Origin of the sequence: Falsiroseomonas tokyonensis, from assembly GCF_019024325.1 — a bacterium.
In the GTDB taxonomy this organism is placed as follows: Bacteria; Pseudomonadota; Alphaproteobacteria; order Acetobacterales; family Acetobacteraceae; genus Falsiroseomonas; species Falsiroseomonas tokyonensis.
Genome location: NZ_JAFNJS010000011.1, coordinates 145237 through 161148 on the forward strand (window position 1 = coordinate 145237; position 15912 = coordinate 161148).

General features: G+C 72.1%; 14 protein-coding genes. All 14 read right to left on the reverse strand.

Annotation, left to right across the window (positions count from 1 at the left end):
* Nucleotides 1-85: 85 nt before the first annotated feature.
* Nucleotides 86-1174 (reverse strand): SLAC1 family transporter, encoded by a 1089-nt coding sequence (locus tag J3S20_RS26460; protein WP_216839931.1) that lies wholly within the window; start codon nt 1172-1174, stop codon nt 86-88.
* Nucleotides 1171-2034 (reverse strand): PhzF family phenazine biosynthesis protein, encoded by an 864-nt coding sequence (locus J3S20_RS26465; RefSeq protein ID WP_216839932.1) that lies wholly within the window; start codon nt 2032-2034, stop codon nt 1171-1173. Before J3S20_RS26465 ends, J3S20_RS26460 begins: the two co-directional genes overlap by 4 nt.
* Complete coding sequence (gene thiD, locus J3S20_RS26470) at nt 2031-2852, reverse strand: bifunctional hydroxymethylpyrimidine kinase/phosphomethylpyrimidine kinase (RefSeq protein ID WP_216839933.1); 822 nt, start codon at nt 2850-2852, stop codon at nt 2031-2033. Before thiD ends, J3S20_RS26465 begins: the two co-directional genes overlap by 4 nt.
* Entirely contained in the window at nt 2849-4240 is a 1392-nt protein-coding gene (glmM, locus tag J3S20_RS26475) for a phosphoglucosamine mutase (protein WP_216839934.1), read from the reverse strand. Before glmM ends, thiD begins: the two co-directional genes overlap by 4 nt.
* Nucleotides 4241-4293: 53 nt before the next feature.
* Nucleotides 4294-5049 carry an ATP-binding cassette domain-containing protein gene (locus J3S20_RS26480; protein WP_216839935.1) on the reverse strand — a complete coding sequence of 252 codons (756 nt, stop codon included), beginning with the start codon at nt 5047-5049 and terminating at the stop codon, nt 4294-4296.
* A gap of 77 nt (nt 5050-5126) precedes the next feature.
* On the reverse strand, nt 5127-6368 hold the full coding sequence (locus J3S20_RS26485) for a sugar ABC transporter permease (protein WP_216839937.1): 1242 nt from the start codon (nt 6366-6368) through the stop codon (nt 5127-5129).
* Nucleotides 6369-6378: 10 nt separating this feature from the next.
* Nucleotides 6379-7443 carry a D-xylose ABC transporter substrate-binding protein gene (gene xylF, locus J3S20_RS26490; protein WP_216839938.1) on the reverse strand — a complete coding sequence of 355 codons (1065 nt, stop codon included), beginning with the start codon at nt 7441-7443 and terminating at the stop codon, nt 6379-6381.
* Nucleotides 7444-7545: 102 nt separating this feature from the next.
* Nucleotides 7546-8601, reverse strand: coding sequence for a dihydropteroate synthase (gene folP / locus J3S20_RS26495; RefSeq protein WP_216839939.1), 1056 nt, complete (start codon nt 8599-8601; stop codon nt 7546-7548).
* A 127-nt stretch (nt 8602-8728) separates the two neighbouring features.
* On the reverse strand, nt 8729-10654 hold the full coding sequence (ftsH, locus tag J3S20_RS26500; RefSeq protein WP_216839940.1) for an ATP-dependent zinc metalloprotease FtsH: 1926 nt from the start codon (nt 10652-10654) through the stop codon (nt 8729-8731).
* Between the two features lie 142 nt (nt 10655-10796).
* Entirely contained in the window at nt 10797-11999 is a 1203-nt protein-coding gene (tilS, locus tag J3S20_RS26505; protein WP_216839941.1) for a tRNA lysidine(34) synthetase TilS, read from the reverse strand.
* Between the two features lie 67 nt (nt 12000-12066).
* Nucleotides 12067-12954: a tol-pal system YbgF family protein gene (locus J3S20_RS26510; protein ID WP_216839942.1), complete on the reverse strand. Its 888-nt coding sequence runs from the start codon at nt 12952-12954 to the stop codon at nt 12067-12069.
* A gap of 177 nt (nt 12955-13131) precedes the next feature.
* Nucleotides 13132-13611 (reverse strand): peptidoglycan-associated lipoprotein Pal, encoded by a 480-nt coding sequence (gene pal / locus J3S20_RS26515; RefSeq protein ID WP_216839943.1) that lies wholly within the window; start codon nt 13609-13611, stop codon nt 13132-13134.
* A 147-nt stretch (nt 13612-13758) separates the two neighbouring features.
* Nucleotides 13759-15126: a Tol-Pal system beta propeller repeat protein TolB gene (tolB, locus tag J3S20_RS26520; RefSeq protein ID WP_216839944.1), complete on the reverse strand. Its 1368-nt coding sequence runs from the start codon at nt 15124-15126 to the stop codon at nt 13759-13761.
* A partial coding sequence (locus J3S20_RS26525) for a hypothetical protein (protein WP_216839945.1) occupies nt 15123-15912 on the reverse strand: 790 nt, incomplete at its 5' end. The genes J3S20_RS26525 and tolB, both read right to left, overlap by 4 nt.

Here is a 15912-nt window from a genome sequence, read left to right on the forward strand (position 1 = left end):
CCTTCCAGAAGCGAATGCGCTCCGGTGGGGGAGCGTGGCCCGCCGCGAGGGTTAGACCCGCGCCGGCGGCCGCGCAAGCATCAGGTCAATGCGCCTCGGGCCGCAGGAAGGCGCCGGAGCGCGCGGCCAGCGCCGTGCGCCAGGCCACCCAGACGGTGAGGCCGGTGTTCAGCGCCAGCGCCAGCCAGCCGAGGACGGGATGAAAACCCAGCGTTATCAGCATCACGGCGAAGGCGGCGGAGGGGAAGGTGACGCCCCACCAGGTCAGGCTGAAGGGTACCCGCGCGATCTCCCGCGCCAGGGAGATCAGCGCGGCCGCCACCAGCAGCGCCACGCCGGCGAAGGCCAGGGCCAGCTCGTCCCGCTGCCCGGTCAGGGCCACCACCGCCAGCGCCCCCACGGCGGGCGGGGCCAGGAAGATGGCGATGCTGGGCTTCATGGCCAGCGGCAGGGGCGGGCCGGCCAGCAGCCGGTGCAGCAGCAGCGGCAGCACCGCCAGCCACAGCACCGTGCCGACGCCGAACATCATCCAGGCCGCGTCATGAAAGCCCATGCGCGCGCCAATAACCGGCGCCAGGATATTGCCGACGAAGGGCACCAGCAGCGGTGGCGCCAGCATCGCCACCTCCCCTCGCCCGGCCAGCACCCGGCGCAGCAGCAGCATGGCCACCACCAGGTGCAGCGCCACCGACAGGCACCAGAGCCCAGCGCCGAGGCGCGGCGCATAGGGGAAGGCGGCGCCCGCCAGGATCATCAGCCCGACGGTCGGCGCCGCCGCGAAGGCGACGCGGACCGGGTGGCGCAGTTCGGCCAGCATGGCGTCAGGGTAGCGCCAGCCGCGCGCCACCTGGCCCGCCACCACCACCAGCCAGACCAGCGCCGCCAGCAGCAGCGCCACCTCCCCCAGCACGGCGGGCGCACCGAGGCTCACCGTGGCCTCCCGCCAGGCGAGGCCGAGTCCGCCGAGGCCCATGGGCAGAACCAGCAGCGGCAGCGGCAGATGCGCGATGCCAGGCGGCGCATGCGGGACCGGGACGGCGGCGACCACGGGTGCGGCGGGTGGCGGCGGCGCCGGGGCGCTCGGGACGGCGAGCGCCGGCGCGTCGATCGGCGCGGCGCCGGCCGGGATGGCTTGCTTCGGCTTGGCAGCGCGCGGCTTGCGCGTGCCGCTCACAGCGTCACCTCGCCGCGCAGCACGGGCACGCAGCCGCCGCCGACGGTGGCGCGGATGCCGTCCGGCGCGCGGCGCGCGGTGGTGCGCAGCAGGCTCGGCCGGCCCATCTCGACGCCCTGGGTGATGTCCCAGGCGCCCTGTTCGGCGCCCGAGAGCTTCAGCAGCAAGGCGGCGAGCGGCGTGGCGGCGCTGCCGGTCGCCGCATCCTCCACCGTGCCGCCGAGCGGCGCGAACATGCGCGCGCGCACGGCAGTCCCGTTCGGCGCATAGAGGTAGAGCGCGAAGCGCCTGGCAAGCTGCGGCACCGCTTCCAAGCCCGCCCGGAAGCCGGCGAAATCCGGTTGGGCGCGGGTGAGCGCTTCGGGCGTCACCTCGGCGATGACGAAGAAGTTGCCGGTGCCGGCACGCACCGGCGCGTGGCGCGCCGTCACGATATCGGCCTCCGCCAGCCCCGCCGCGCGGGCGATCAGCGCGGGCGGCAGTTCCACGTCCAGGGTCAGCGGCTGCGGCGCGGCGATGGTGGTGTCCTGCCCCTCCACCCGCACCTCGACCAGGCCGGCGATCTCCTCGAAGCGCAGCAGGCCGCCCACGGCGCGGTCGCGCAGCACGAAGCCGGTGCCGACATTCGGATGGCCGGCGAAGGGCATTTCGTATTGGCGGGTGAAGATGCGGACGCGGGCGGTGTTCGCGGGCCTTTCGGGCGGCAGCACGAAGGTGGTCTCGCTGAGGTTGAACTCGGCGGCCAGCGCCTGCATTTCGGCATCCGTCATGCCACGCGCATCGGGGAAGACGGCCAGCGGATTGCCGCCGAATCGGCGGTCGGTGAAGACGTCCACCGTGACGAAGTCGAAGCGCCTCACGGCAGGGTCTCCAGGCGGGCGGGGTCCATGGTGATGCCATGGCCGAGCGGGCCGTGTCCTTGCCCAAACCCGGGTGCGGCGCGCATGGCCGCCCGCACATAGGCGCGGGCGCGGGCCACGGCGTCGCGCAGCGGCATGCCCTGGGCCAGGCCGCAGGCGATGGCGGAGGCCAGGGTGCAGCCCGTGCCATGCGTGCTCGTGCCCGCGATGCGGGGGCTTTCGAAAGTCTCGGTGCCGGCGGCGGTGGCCAGAATGTCGGTCAGCACTTCGCCGTCGAGATGCCCGCCCTTCACCAGCACGGCGCGCACGCCCATCCGCAACAGTGCCTCCGCCGCGCGATGCATGGCGGGCACATCCTGCACCGGGAAGCCGACCAGTGCCTCGGCCTCCGGCAGGTTCGGCGTGATCAGCGCGGCCATGGGCAGCAGGCGTTCGACCAGCGTCGCCACCGCATCCGCCGCCAGCAGCCGATGCCCGCCCTTGGCCACCATCACCGGATCCGCCACCAGCGGTATCCCGGCGCCATGCGCGGCCAGCGCCTCGCAGACCGCCTCGATGGTGGCGACATCGGCCAGCATGCCGGTCTTGATGGCATCCGCGCCGAGATCGTCCAGCACCATGCGGATCTGCAGCCGGATGAAATCGGGCGGCACGCCCATCACATCCTGCACTCCGAGCGTGTTCTGGGCCGTCAGCGCCGTGACCGCCGTGGCGGCATAGCCACCCAGCGCGGTGACCGTCTTGATATCGCCCTGGATGCCCGCCCCGCCGCCGGAATCCGACCCGGCGCAAATCAGAACCCGACCCTTCGCACTCATTCGGCGGCAGCCACCTTCTTCACGGCGCCCGCCGCGGCGCGGGCGCGGATCAGCGCGGACAGCTCCGCCACCGTGCGGCGCATCTCGCCGGCGTCCTCTGCCTCCGCCATCACGCGGATCAGTGGTTCGGTGCCGGAGGCACGCACCAGCACGCGGCCGCGATTGCCCAGCTTCTCGCCCGCCGCGGCGATGGCCTTGGAGACCTCCGCATCGGCGAGCGGCGAGGTGCCGGTGTAGCGGATATTCTCCAGCAGCTGCGGCATCGGGGTGAAGCGGCGGCAAACCTCACTGGCCGGGCGTTTCTCCTCCACCAGCAGGGACAGCACCTGCAGCGCGGCAAACAGCCCGTCGCCCGTGGTGGCGAAATCGGACAGGATCACATGGCCCGACTGCTCCCCGCCCAGGTTGCAGCCGGCCTCCCGCATCTTCTCGCCCACATAGCGGTCGCCGACCTTGGTGCGGTGCAGCTTCAGGCCGAGGCCTTCCAGATGCCGCTCCAGCCCCAGGTTGGACATGACGGTGGCGACCACGCCGCCGCCGGCCAGCTTGCCCTCCCGCTGCCAGGCGCCGGCGATGGTGGCCAGGATCTGGTCGCCATCGATGATCCGGCCCTGCTCGTCGCACAGCGCCAGGCGGTCCGCATCGCCATCCAGCGCGATGCCGAGATCGGCCCGCCTTTCCCGCACCAGATCCCCCAGCTTCTGGGGCGCCGTCGCGCCGCAATCGCGATTGATGTTGAAGCCATCGGGGTTCACGCCGATGGAGACCACCTCCGCCCCCAGCTCCCAGAGCACGGTCGGCGCCACCTTGTAGGCGGCGCCATGCGCGCAATCGACGGCAATGCGCAGCCCTTCCAGGCTGCGGCCGCGCGGGAAGGCGGCCTTGGCGGCCTCGATATAGCGGCCGGGCGCATCGTCCAGCCGGCTGGCGCGCCCGAGCTTGCCGGGCGCTGCCAGCGTCTCCAGGAAATTCGGCGCATCCATCAGCGCCTCGATCTCGGCTTCCTGGGCGTCCGACAGCTTCAGCCCGTCCGGGCCGAACAGCTTGATGCCATTGTCCTCATACGGGTTGTGGCTGGCTGAGATCATCACGCCGAGGTCGCAGCGTAGGCTGCGGGTCAGCATGGCGATGGCCGGCGTCGGCAGCGGCCCGACCAGCACCACATCCATCCCCGCGCCGACGAAGCCCGCCGTCATCGCCGGCTCCAGCATATAGCCGGACAGTCGCGTATCCTTGCCGATGACGACGCGGTGCTTGTGCGTGCCACGGTTGAAGAAGCGCCCGGCCGCCTGGCCGAGGCGCAGCGCGGTGCCGGCATCCATGGGCGGCCTGTTCGCGGTGCCGCGGATGCCATCGGTGCCGAAAAGCTTGCGGGTCGGTAAGGTCATGTCCCGCTTATAGCGCCCTGGCGCCGCTTTGAAATCTACGCCCCCGTGACCGATTATCCCGTGACCATGGCGCCCGGCCCCGGGATGGCGCCCTCCGGGCACTTGCCCAGGATGATCATGCCCAGCACCTCGTCCTTGGTGACATCCGCGGTGCGGGCGCTGCCGACCAGGCGGCCGTTCTTCATCACGCTGACCCGGTCGGCCAGTTCGAAGACGTCGTGGATATCGTGGCTGATCAGGAAGATGCCGATGCCCTGCGCCTTCAGCTGCAGCACCAGCTCCCCCACCTGCGCCGTCTCGGCCGGGCCGAGCGCGGCGGTGGGCTCGTCCATGATCAGGATGCGGGCGTTGAAATGGATGGCGCGCGCGATGGCGACGGACTGCCGCTGGCCGCCGGACAAGGCGCGGACCGGTTCCTTGAAGCGCCGGAAATTCGGGTTGAGCCGCGCCATCACCTTGCGCGTTTCCGATTCCATGGTGGCGTCGTCCAGCATGCCCCAGCGCGTCGTGATCTCCCGCCCCAGGAAGATATTGGCGGCGGCATCGACGTTATCGGCCAGGGCCAAGGTCTGGTAGATCGTCTCGATCCCGTAGCGCTTGGCGTCGCGCGGCGAATGGATCTCGGCCGGCTGGCCCTCCACCAGGATCTCCCCGGCATCGGCGCGATAGGCGCCCGACAGGATTTTGATCAATGTCGACTTGCCGGCGCCGTTGTGGCCCAGAAGCGCGACCACCTCGCCGGGCATCAGGTCGACGGAGACGCCATCCACCGCCTTGATGCCGCCGAAGGCGATGGAGATGTCGCGCATTTCCACAAGTGGTTTGGGCGGCGGATTCAGACCTCCGGCCCCTTCGGGCCTGCGGTCATCCGACGCCTGTCGTGGTGTCATTTCAGCCGCCTCCGCCAGGCGCCGTCCAGCCAGACGGCGAAGACCAGCACCAGCCCCACGACGATGTTCTGCAGGGGCGTATCCACCCCAAGCAGCACCATGCCCGACTGCAAGGACTGCATCACCAGCGCGCCCAGCATGGCGCCCGCGACCGAGCCCAGCCCGCCGGCGAGCGAGGTGCCGCCGATCACCGCCGCGGCGATCACATAGAGCTCGTCCAGCGTGCCCGCCGCATTGGTCGCCGCATTCAGCCGGGCGGTCGCGATACAGGCCGAGAGCCCGGCCAGCGCCCCCATCAGCCCGAAGACCAGCATCAGCGTCCGTCGCGTATTCACGCCCGACAGTTCCGCCGCCTCCGGATTGCCGCCGATGGCGAAGACATAGCGGCCGAAGCGGGTGCGGGTGGCCAGCACCGTCATGGCGATGCCGACGCCGAGCGCCACGATCACCGGCAGCGCCAGGCCATGGGCGATGAAGAGCCCCTCCTCCGGCCAGGGGATGCCCTGCGCCTCCGCCATGCGTCGCGCCACGCCGGCGGGGATGGGATAGGCGTTCGCCACCGCCACGGCGCCCAGCACCGCCATGCAGGACAGGCCCATCAGCAGCCCCTCCGCCCAGCCCGGCCGCACCGGGAAGCCGAAGGCCAGCCGCCGGCGGCGCAGCATCGCCATGCCGGCGATGATGGCGATGCAGGCGAGTGCGCCCAGGATCCAGGAGGCATTGGCCCCGATCGCGCCCTGGATCCCGCCGCCCAGCATGCGGAAGCGGCCATCCATCGGCGCCACCGTCTGCCCCTGCGTCACCCACCAGGCGCTGCCGCGCCAGACCAGCAGCCCGCCCAGCGTGACGATGAAGGAGGGGATGCCGAGATAGGCGATGAGCCCGCCCTGCAGCAGCCCGATCAGCCCGCCGACCCCGATGCCGAGCGCGACCGCGATGAAGGCGGTGGCCGGATGCTCCAGCCCCAGCACCTCCGGCAGCCAGCGCGCCTGGGCCACGCCCACCACCATGCCGACGAAGCCGAGGATGGCGCCGACCGAGAGGTCGATGTTGCGCGTCACGATCACCAGCACCATGCCGCAGGCCATGATGCCGATGGAGGCGGTCTGGACCGAGAGGTTCCAGAGGTTGCGCGGCGTCAGGAAGGCGCCGCCCGAGAGCAGGTCGAACCCCACCCAGATGACCGCCAGCGCGGCCAGCATGCCGACCAGCCGCGGATCGATTTCAAGCTGCCGCATCCGGCGATGCTCAGTTGCAGGCCTGCACCCGTCCCGCCGGCACCCCCTGGCAGACCGCCGCCCGCGGCGCCCAGTTCGCCTCGATGATCAGGCCGAGATTGTCGCGCGTGATCGGCAACGGCGTCAGGAAGCGCGCCGTCATCGCGCGCTTCTGCGGCCCCTCGTTCCACTGCACCGCGCCTGGCACCTGCGCCAGGCGCGCGCCGCCGGCCAGGCGCAGCGCGATCTCCGCCGCGTTCTTCCCGAGGTCCCGCGAATCCTTCCAGATGGTCACGGTCTGCGTACCCTGGGCGATGCGGTTCAGCGCCGCGCGGTCCGCATCCTGGCCGGAGACCGGCACGCTGCCCGCCAGCCCCTGCGCCGCCAGCGCCGCGATGGCGCCGCCCGCCGTGCCGTCATTCGCCGCCACCACCGCATCGATGCGGTTGTTGTTGCGGGTCAGCATCTGCTCCATGTTTCGCTGCGCATTGGCGGGCAGCCAGCCATCCGTATAGGCCTCCCCCACATTGCGGATGCGCCCCGAATCCATATGGGGCTTCAGCACCTCCATGCTGCCGCGGAACAGGAAATCCGCATTGGGATCGGCGGAGCTGCCCTTGATGAAGGCGTAGTTGCCCTCCGGCTTCTGCGCCAGGACGCTGCGCGCCATCATGCGGCCGACCTCGACATTGTCGAAGGTCAGGTAGAAGACCTCCGGCATCTCGATCAGCCGGTCATAGGCCACCACCGGCACGCCCTCATCGATCGCCTTCTGCACGGCGGGGCGGATGGCGGCGGCGTCCTGCGCCAGGATGATCAGCGCCTTGGCCCCGCGCGCGAGCAGGCTTTCCACATCCGTCAGCTGCTTGGCCGGGGAGGATTGCGCATCGGCCGAGAGGTAGCTGCCGCCCCCTTCGCGCAGCGCCGCCTGGATCGCGGCCTCATCGGTCTTCCAGCGCTCCTCCTGGAAGTTGGACCAGGAGACGCCGACCACCGGCCCCCTGCCCTGGGCCCTCGCCACGCCGCCGAGGAAGGGTGCGGCCAGCGCCGCGCCCAGCGTCACCCGCCGCGAAACACCCTGCTTGAGTTCCGACATGCCCCGCTCCCTTGACCGCCGGCGTGATGGCCGGTGTTGGGCGAAGCCTCGACCAGCGTATACGCCGACGTCAAGCGCCGCGTGAAGGCACACACGGCGCCGTCAGCCCTCCTCCTCCTCCGCCCCGCCGGACAGGGCGCGCCAGACCGCCAGCGCCTGCACCGTCTCCGCCACGTCATGCACACGCAGCAGCGCCGCGCCGCGCGAGGCCGCGGCCAGGGCCGCCGCGACCGAGGCCGGCACGCGTTCCGCGGGCGCTTCCACGCCGGAAAGCGTGCCGAGGAAGCGCTTGCGGCTGGCACCGAAGACGATCGGGCAGCCGATTCCGGCCAGCAGCGGCAGGCGCTCGATCAGGGCCAGGTTGTGCGGCAGGCGCTTGCCGAAGCCGATGCCGGGGTCCACCGCCAGGCGGTCCCGCGGCAGCCCCATGCGCTCCGCCGCCGCGACCCGATCCGCCAGGAACTGCGCCACCTCCAGCGCCACATCGCCGTAGCGCGGGTCCTGCTGCATGGTGCGCGGGTCCTCGCCCAGCATATGCATCAGGATGACGCTGGCCTCCGACCGCGCCAGCACCCGCGCCGCCGCGGGATCGTGGCGCAGCGCGGTGATGTCGTTGACGATCTCGGCGCCGGCCTCCAGCGCCGCCAGCATGGTGGCGGCGTTGCGGGTATCCACGCTGATGGTCGCCGCCTTGGCGAGCTCCCGGATCACCGGCAGCACGCGGCGGCATTCCTCCTCCGGCGGCACGGGCTGGGACCCCGGGCGGGTGGATTCGCCGCCGATATCCAGCAGGTCCGCCCCGGCTGCGAGCATGGCATGGCCGGCCGCGATGGATTCGGCGATGCCGCGCCCGCCATCCGAGAAACTGTCCGGCGTGACATTGATGATGCCCATGACCAGCGGCCGGCCGCCGGCGCTCGGCATCTCCAGGCCCGCGAAGCGGGGCAGCGGCCGGGTCAGGGCGAGCACCCGGGGCTGCCACGCCTCCGGAACCTCGGATAGCGGCAGCGGCAGGGCGGGCGCATCCGGGCCGATCAGCTGCACCAGCGTGAAAGCCAGCGGCCCGCCCGCCAGCGGCAGCGCCAGCTCCGCCGCCTGGGCGGCGGCGGCGGCTTGGCCCTCGATCAGGCCGAGCGGCTCGACCCATGTTTCGATCACGACTCGCGGCCCCCGCTGCGATGGCGGGCGACGATGCCCCGCGGCGGGCCCGCCGCAAAGCGTCACGCGCCCCCAAAAGAAAACGGCCCGCTCGCGCGGGCCGTTCGCTGGTCTCAGTCGTCCGGGATCAGGTCCCCGGCTGCGGCGCCAGGCCCGGGCCCGGATTGGGCCGCGGGGTGGGGCGCCCGCTGGTGGGCACGCTGCCGCGGCCCTGGTTCACCGGCTCATCCGGGCGCACCCGCACGATCGGCTCGCCCTTGATGATCAGCTTGATCTCATCGCCCGAGATGGTCTCGTGCTCCAGCAGGCCCTTGGCCAGCAGGTGCAGCTCGTCGATGTTCTCGGACAGCACCTTGGTGGCGCGGGCATAGGCGGCGTCGATGATGGCGCGGATCTCGGCATCGATCTTCCGCGCCGTCTCCTCCGACAGGTTCTTCGACTGGGTCACGCTATGGCCCAGGAAGACCTCCTGGTCGTTCGAGCCATAAGCGATCATGCCGAGGTTCTCGGACATGCCCCATTCGGTCACCATGCGGCGGGCCTGGTCGGTCGCCATCTTGATGTCGCCCGAGGCGCCGTTGGAGACCTTGTCTGGGCCGAAGATCAGCTCCTCCGCGACGCGGCCGCCCATCGCCATGGCGAGCTCGGCCTTCATCTTGGACTTGTGCTTCGAGTAGCGGTCGCCGGCCGGCAGGGACATCACCAGGCCCAGCGCGCGGCCGCGCGGGATGATGGTGGCCTTGTGGACAGGGTCGCATTCCGGCTCGTGCATCGCGACCAGGGCGTGGCCCGCCTCGTGATAGGCGGTCATCCGCTTCTCATCCTCGGACATGACGAGGCTGCGGCGCTCCGCACCCATCATCACCTTGTCCTTGGCCGCCTCGAACTCCGCCATGCCGACGGTGCGGCGGCCGGTGCGGGCCGCGAGCAGCGCCGCCTCGTTCACCAGGTTGGCGAGGTCGGCGCCGGAGAAGCCCGGCGTGCCGCGCGCAATGGTCTTCGGCTCCACGTCGGACGCCAGCGGCACCTTCCGCATGTGGACACGCAGAATCTTCTCGCGGCCGTTAACGTCGGGGTTCGGCACCACCACCTGCCGGTCGAAGCGGCCCGGGCGCAGCAGCGCCGGGTCCAGCACGTCCGGCCGGTTGGTGGCCGCGATGATGATGACGCCTTCGTTGGATTCGAAGCCGTCCATCTCCACCAGCATCTGGTTCAGCGTCTGCTCGCGCTCGTCATTGCCGCCGCCGAGGCCGGCGCCGCGGTGGCGACCCACGGCATCGATTTCGTCGATGAAGATGATGCAGGGGGCGTTCTTCTTGCCCTGCTCGAACATGTCGCGCACGCGGCTGGCGCCGACGCCCACGAACATCTCGACGAAGTCGGAGCCCGAGATGGTGAAGAAGGGCACGTTCGCCTCGCCGGCGATGGAGCGCGCCAGCAGCGTCTTGCCGGTACCCGGCGGGCCCACCAGCAGCACGCCCTTCGGGATCTTGCCGCCGAGCCGCTGAAACTTTTGGGGGTCACGCAGGAATTCGACGATTTCCTCGAGTTCCGACTTGGCCTCCTCGATGCCCGCCACGTCGTCGAAGGTGACGCGCCCCTGCTTCTCGGTCAGCAGCTTGGCCTTCGACTTGCCGAAGCCCATCGCGCGGCCGCCGCCGCCCTGCATCTGGCGCATGAAGAAGATCCAGACGCCGATGAGCAGCAGCATCGGGAACCAGGAGATCAGGATCTGGAACAGCGGGTTGACGTCGCTTTCCTCGGGCCGCGCGACGACGCGCACGCCCTTATCCGTCAGGCGGCTGACCAGCTGCGGGTCTTCCGGCGTGAAGGTGGAGAAGCTGCGCCCGTCATTCAGCTGGCCGGTGACGGTGCGCCCCTGGATGGTCACGTCGCGGACTTGTCCGGCGTTGACCTCATTCAGGAAGTCCGAATAGGCCACCTGCTGCGCCGTCCGGCTGGCCCCGCCCGAGGGCTGGAACAGGTTGAACAGCGCCACCAGCAGCAGCGCCACGATGACCCAGAGCGCCAGGTTCCGGCCGAAATTGTTCACGTTTGCATCCCTTTGGGGCTTCCCAATTTGGACTTCGAGAGCCCGCCAAGTTGGGCCGCTACGCACTCACAGATAGGTGCGCCGCCGCCAGCTTCCATCCCGAGCATTGAGACATCGTGGATGGGCGCGTGCAATGCTGCGCTCAACCCCCTGCGCCGCCCAGCGGCGCGAAGCGCAACCGGATGTCGAAGCTGGTTTGGAAATCAGAATAGGCGAGTGCGGGCACCTCGGCCAGCACAGTGTCGCGAGAAGCCCGATCGGCCCGCCAGAGGGCCGGCAGGGTGGCCGCCACCGCCGCCGGCAGCCAGGCCGGGCGCGGCAGGCTGGCCGCGGCGGGACCCAGCGGGCCGAGCCAAAGGCCAAGCGGGGGCTGGCCTTCCAGTCGGAACCGCCCGTCCCAAAGCGCGCCCGGCACAGCCGGCACGGCGGGCGCCATGGCCGCCGCCTCTCGCAGCAGAAGCCCCTGGCGGGTCAGCCGCGCCCCGCCCAGCGTGCCGGCGCCCTGGGCCAGCAGGCGGCCGACCGCCGCCTCGGAGGGCGCATAGGCGCCGCCGCCCACCATCCGGACCAGGCCGGCGAGCGCCGCCTCGGCCACCTCATCGCGCCCCAGCGCCGCCAGGTCGAGTCGGCCGAAACCCCATTCGGAAAGCTGCACCGCCACCGCCAGCCTCGCCGCCACCACCTGCGCCTGGCGCGCCCGCCGGGCGGCGAAGGCCCGCGCCGCCTGGTCCAGCGCGGCCACCGCCGGCCCCTGCCCCGCCGCATCGGCCAGCGCCGCGCGCAGCCGGGCGCGGGTGAAGCGGGGATCGGCGTTGGAGGGGTCGCGCAGCGGTGCGAGTCCCGCGGCGGCCACCACCGCCTCCAACCGCGCCGGCGCCTGGCCGAGCAGCGGGCGGATCAGCAGCGCGGCACCGGCGCTGCGCGCGGCCGCCATGCCTGCCAGGCCCGCGGCGCCGCTGCCGGCCAGGCCGCGCAGCAGCAGCGTCTCCGCCTGGTCCGCCCGGTGCTGGCCGAGTGCCAGCCAGCCGGCCCCTTCCGTCGTCGCAAGATCCAGCAGCGCCGCCAGCCTTCCAGCCCGCGCCCGCGCCTGGGCGCCGGGGCCGGGGGCCAGGCCGAGCCGCAGGATGCGGCTTTCGATGCCCCGCGCCACCAGCCATCCGGCGACGTCCGCCGCCTCCTTGGCGCTTTCAGCGCGCAGCCCGTGATCCACGATGCCGGCCAGCAGCCTTCCACCACGCGCCAAGACCCAGCGCGCAAGCAGCAGCGCCAGCGCCAGACTGTGGGGTCCGCCGGAGACACCGGCCAGGATGGTGGGGGTGGGGCCGAATGGGCCCAGGGGGGCCATGCAGGCGCAAAATTCCCGCGCCGAGAGCGGCGCGTCAGGCACGGTCAACGCAATTCGGGCGCCGGCCTCAGCGGCATTGGGCACGGCGGCGGGCATCGGCCACGCGTTCGGCCACCGGGCCGCGCAGCGCGGGGAAGCGTCCGCGCAGGTCGTTCAGCTGGCCGCAGGCAACGGTGTTGTTGTTCATGCCGATCAGCGCATTGGCGACGCCCAGCATCGCCTCCGGCGCCCGGCTGCCCTGCGGCGCCCGGCGATAGGCATCGTCATAGGCCACCGCCGCCCCGGCGAAATCCCGCTTCCCGGCCAGGGCGGCGCCGAGCAGGAGCTGCGCATCGGCGGCGCGCGCGGCATCGCGGGAGGCGATCACCTCCCGCGCCGCGGCCTCGGCGGTCGCCCAGTTGCGCCGGTCGAGCGCCGCCTGGCCCTCGGCCAGGGCGCGCTGCGGCGTCCGTGGCGGCGTGGCGGCGGGCGTCGCCGCCGCGGCCGCCGCGGGGGCTCCGGGCGTGGCCGCGGCGACCGGCGGGCGGGCCGGCGGGGTGGCGCTGCCCTGGCGCTGGCCCTCCAGCTGCTGCAGGCGGAAATCGACATCGCCTTCCAGCTTCTCCAGCCGTTCCTGCAGCGTGCGCTCGCGGAATTCGGATTGCTCGGCGCGGCCGCGCAGGATGCGCAGCTCCTCCTCGAGGCGGGAGACGCGGTCGAGCAGGGCGGCCACCAGCTCCCCCTGCGGCGCACCGCCTTGTGCCACGGGGCGGCCGCCCAGGGCGGAGGGGGCGGGCGCCGGCATCGGCGCCGCACCGGCGCCCGAGCGGCGCAGCATCTCCACCTCCTGCCGCAGTTGCAGGATCTGGTTCTGCAGGGCGATGCCCTCGCGCGTTTCCACCTGCGCCAAAGCGGGCGGCGCCAGCAGCGCGGTGCAAAGGCCGAGGGCCAGAAGGGCGGATCGGACGAGGCGCATGGCGGGCTCCTTCATGCCTGTGGCGCGGGCTTCCGATACGGCACGGCCGCATCCGGGGCCAGGGCCCGGGTCAAGAAAGTGCCGTGAGCAAAGCAGAACGCCCCCTGCCCGGTGGGGCGGGGGGCGTTCCGAACCCTGATGAGTGGCGGGCCTTCAGGCGAAGGCCCGCCGGCAGGCTCAGCGCACCACCGTGACGGCGCGGCGGTTCTGCGACCAGGCCTGCTCGTTGGAGCCGAGGGCGGCCGGGCGGTCCTTGCCGTAGGAGATGGTGGCGATGCGGGCCGGGGCGACGCCGCTGGCCACCAGAACGTCGCGCGCCGAATTGGCGCGGCGCTGGCCGAGCGCCAGGTTGTATTCGCGGGTGCCGCGCTCGTCGGCATGGCCCTCGACGGCCACCTGGACCTGCGGGTAGCGGGCCAGCCAGCCGGCCTGGCGCTCCAGCACCGTGCGCTGGTCGGCGCGGACGCTGCTGCGGTCGGTGTCGAAGAACACGCGGTCGCCGATATTGGCGACCAGGTCTTCCTGGCTGCCGGGGCGGGGGCCGCTCGCCGTGGTCTCGGCGCCGCCGCCAGTGGCAGCGGAGGACTGCTCAGTGCCGCTGCCGCAGGCAGCGAGCAGGGCCACGGCGGCGAACGCGCCGAGGAGCTTGGTGTTCATCGGAGTCGGAATCCTTCCAGGGTTGCCATTGGACGAGTCGGGGGACCGTCCGGCCAGGGGGTATGGTCAACAATTCGTGCGGCAGCAACAAGGCAAAACGCCCGCCGCGGCCCTATTGGTGCACCCGAAACAGTTACCAATCTTTTGTTACGAGAGGAGCGGGCTCCAGGCGGGGTCGGAGGCATCGGTCGGCGTCACGATCTGCCGCTCGTTGAAGCCGGCGATATCGATCTGCGCCAGGCGGGAGGAATAGCCGCCGCCCCGCGCATCCCGCGCCGCCGTCTCCCGATAGAAGGCCAGCACGCGGCCATTCGGCGCGAAGGTCGGGCCTTCCATGGACCAGCCCTCGCTGAGGATCCGCTCGCCCGAACCATCCGGCCGCATCACGCCGATGGCGAATTGGCCGCCGCTGATCCGGGTGAAGGCGATCAGGTCGCCGCGCGGCGACCAGACCGGGGTGGCGTAGCGCCCATTGCCGAAGGAGATGCGCCGCGCCCCGCCGCCATCGGCGGACATGACGTAGAGCTGCTGGTCGCCGCCGCGGTCCGAGTTGAAGACGATCTGCGTCCCGTCCGGCGAATAGCAGGGCGAGACATCGAGCGACCCGCCCGAGGTCAGCTGCCTTTCGCGCCGGCTGGCGATGTCGACGACGAAGATATTGGCATCGCCGCCGCGACTGGCGGACAGGATCACGCTGCGCCCATCCGGCGCGAAGCGCGGGCTGAAGGTCATGCCGCCAAAGCTGCCCAGCACCTGCTGCTGGCCGCTGTCCAGGTTGAACAGATAGACCCGCGGCTGGTTGCGGAAATAGGACATGAAGGCGACCTGGCGCGCCGTCGGGTGGAAGCGCGGGGTCAGGGCCTGGAAGCTGCCATCGGTCAGGAAGCGGTGGTTCTCGCCATCCTGGTCCATCAGCGCCATGCGGCGGGTGCGGCGGTCGCGCGGGCCGGACTCCGCAATGTAGACGATCTGCGTGTCGAAATAGCCCTTCTCGCCCAGCAGCCGCTCATAGATCACGTCGCTGATCAGATGCGCGATGCGGCGCCACTGCGCGGCCGGCGCGGTGAAGGCGGTGCCCTGCAGCTGGGTGTCGGCGAGCACGTCCCACAGCCGGAACTCGACGCGCAGGCGGCCGCCGGATTCCTCGACCCGGCCGGTCGTCAGCGCATGGGCGCCGATCACCCGCCAGTCCTGGAAGCGCGGATTGGCCGCCGCCAGCTCCGGCGTCTGGATGAAGGCCTGGCGGTCCACCGGGCGGAACAGGCCGGAATTGCGGAGGTTGGCCTGGATCACCCGGGCGATGTCACGGCCGAGGCGCTGCGCATCCGGGCTGGCACCCGCCATGTCCGGCACGGCGATCGGCACCGGATCGGTGCGCGCCCGCGTCACATCGATGACGGTGGTCTGGCCGGCACCCTGGCCTAGCGCAAAGTCGGGCAGCAGGCTGGCGACAACCAGGCCCCCGGCACCAGCGAACACCCTGCGGCGCGTGAATTCGAAGCCCGGCAGAGTCATCGCAGAAATCCCCTCGGCGAGAAATTGAACTGGAAGCGGTTTTCGCCCGCCTGCAGGCGGCCCGGCGGAACGGGCAGCGGGCTGCAAGCCGGATCGCGCAGGGCGCGCCGCGCCTGTTCATATAGCGCACGAGCGCGCGGTTCGCTCGGCACCCCTTCGGGTCCCGGCAGCACATTTCGGATCACGCCTTCACGATCCACGATGGCGATCAGGCTGACCCGCATCTCCGACAGGCCGAGCATGCCCTGGTCGACGCGCCAGCACTCGCCCACCCGCTCCCCGATCGCGGCCCTTTCGCCGGCATTCAGGGAATCGGTGGCATTGGGCGCGCCGCCGGCCGCGGCCGGGCGCGCCGGCTGGGCGGAGGGGCGGGCCGTCGGCGGGCGGTTGGCGGCCTGCTGCTGGCGCAGCCGCTCCAGCGTGTTCAGCACGCTGGTCGAACGCTCATCCGGCCGCGCGGTGGGCGGGGTGGAGCCGGTGCCCGGCTGCGTCACCGGCGTGGGCGGCGCGGGCGCGGGCGGCGGCGGCAGGGGCACGGCAGTCTGCGCCGGCGGCGCATTGGCAGGTGCCGCGGCCTGGGCCGGCGGGGCGGGTGCGGCCGGCGTGGCCGGCTGCGGCCGCGCCGGGGCGGGCGCCGGCGGCGTGGGGTTCGGCGCGACCGGCGCGGGCGAAGGCGGCGGCGGCGGCGGCATTGGCGGCGGCTCCGCCGGCTGCGGCGGCGGGGCGGAGGGCGCCGGGCTCGGCGGCGGCGCCGGGGTCGGCGGGGCGGGCGCCGGCGGGGCGGCG

What these genes read in the sequence shown, in the direction of transcription:
- thiD (WP_216839933.1), bottom strand. Translation starts at nt 2,852, where the DNA reads ATGAGTGCGAAGGGTCGGGTTCTGATTTGCGCCGGGTCGGATTCCGGC.
- J3S20_RS26510 (WP_216839942.1), bottom strand. Translation starts at nt 12,954, where the DNA reads ATGCGCCTCGTCCGATCCGCCCTTCTGGCCCTCGGCCTTTGCACCGCG.
- J3S20_RS26480 (WP_216839935.1), bottom strand. Translation starts at nt 5,049, where the DNA reads ATGCGCGACATCTCCATCGCCTTCGGCGGCATCAAGGCGGTGGATGGC.
- pal (WP_216839943.1), bottom strand. Translation starts at nt 13,611, where the DNA reads ATGAACACCAAGCTCCTCGGCGCGTTCGCCGCCGTGGCCCTGCTCGCT.
- xylF (WP_216839938.1), bottom strand. Translation starts at nt 7,443, where the DNA reads ATGTCGGAACTCAAGCAGGGTGTTTCGCGGCGGGTGACGCTGGGCGCG.
- tolB (WP_216839944.1), bottom strand. Translation starts at nt 15,126, where the DNA reads ATGACTCTGCCGGGCTTCGAATTCACGCGCCGCAGGGTGTTCGCTGGT.
- J3S20_RS26485 (WP_216839937.1), bottom strand. Translation starts at nt 6,368, where the DNA reads ATGCGGCAGCTTGAAATCGATCCGCGGCTGGTCGGCATGCTGGCCGCG.
- tilS (WP_216839941.1), bottom strand. Translation starts at nt 11,999, where the DNA reads ATGGCCCCCCTGGGCCCATTCGGCCCCACCCCCACCATCCTGGCCGGT.
- glmM (WP_216839934.1), bottom strand. Translation starts at nt 4,240, where the DNA reads ATGACCTTACCGACCCGCAAGCTTTTCGGCACCGATGGCATCCGCGGC.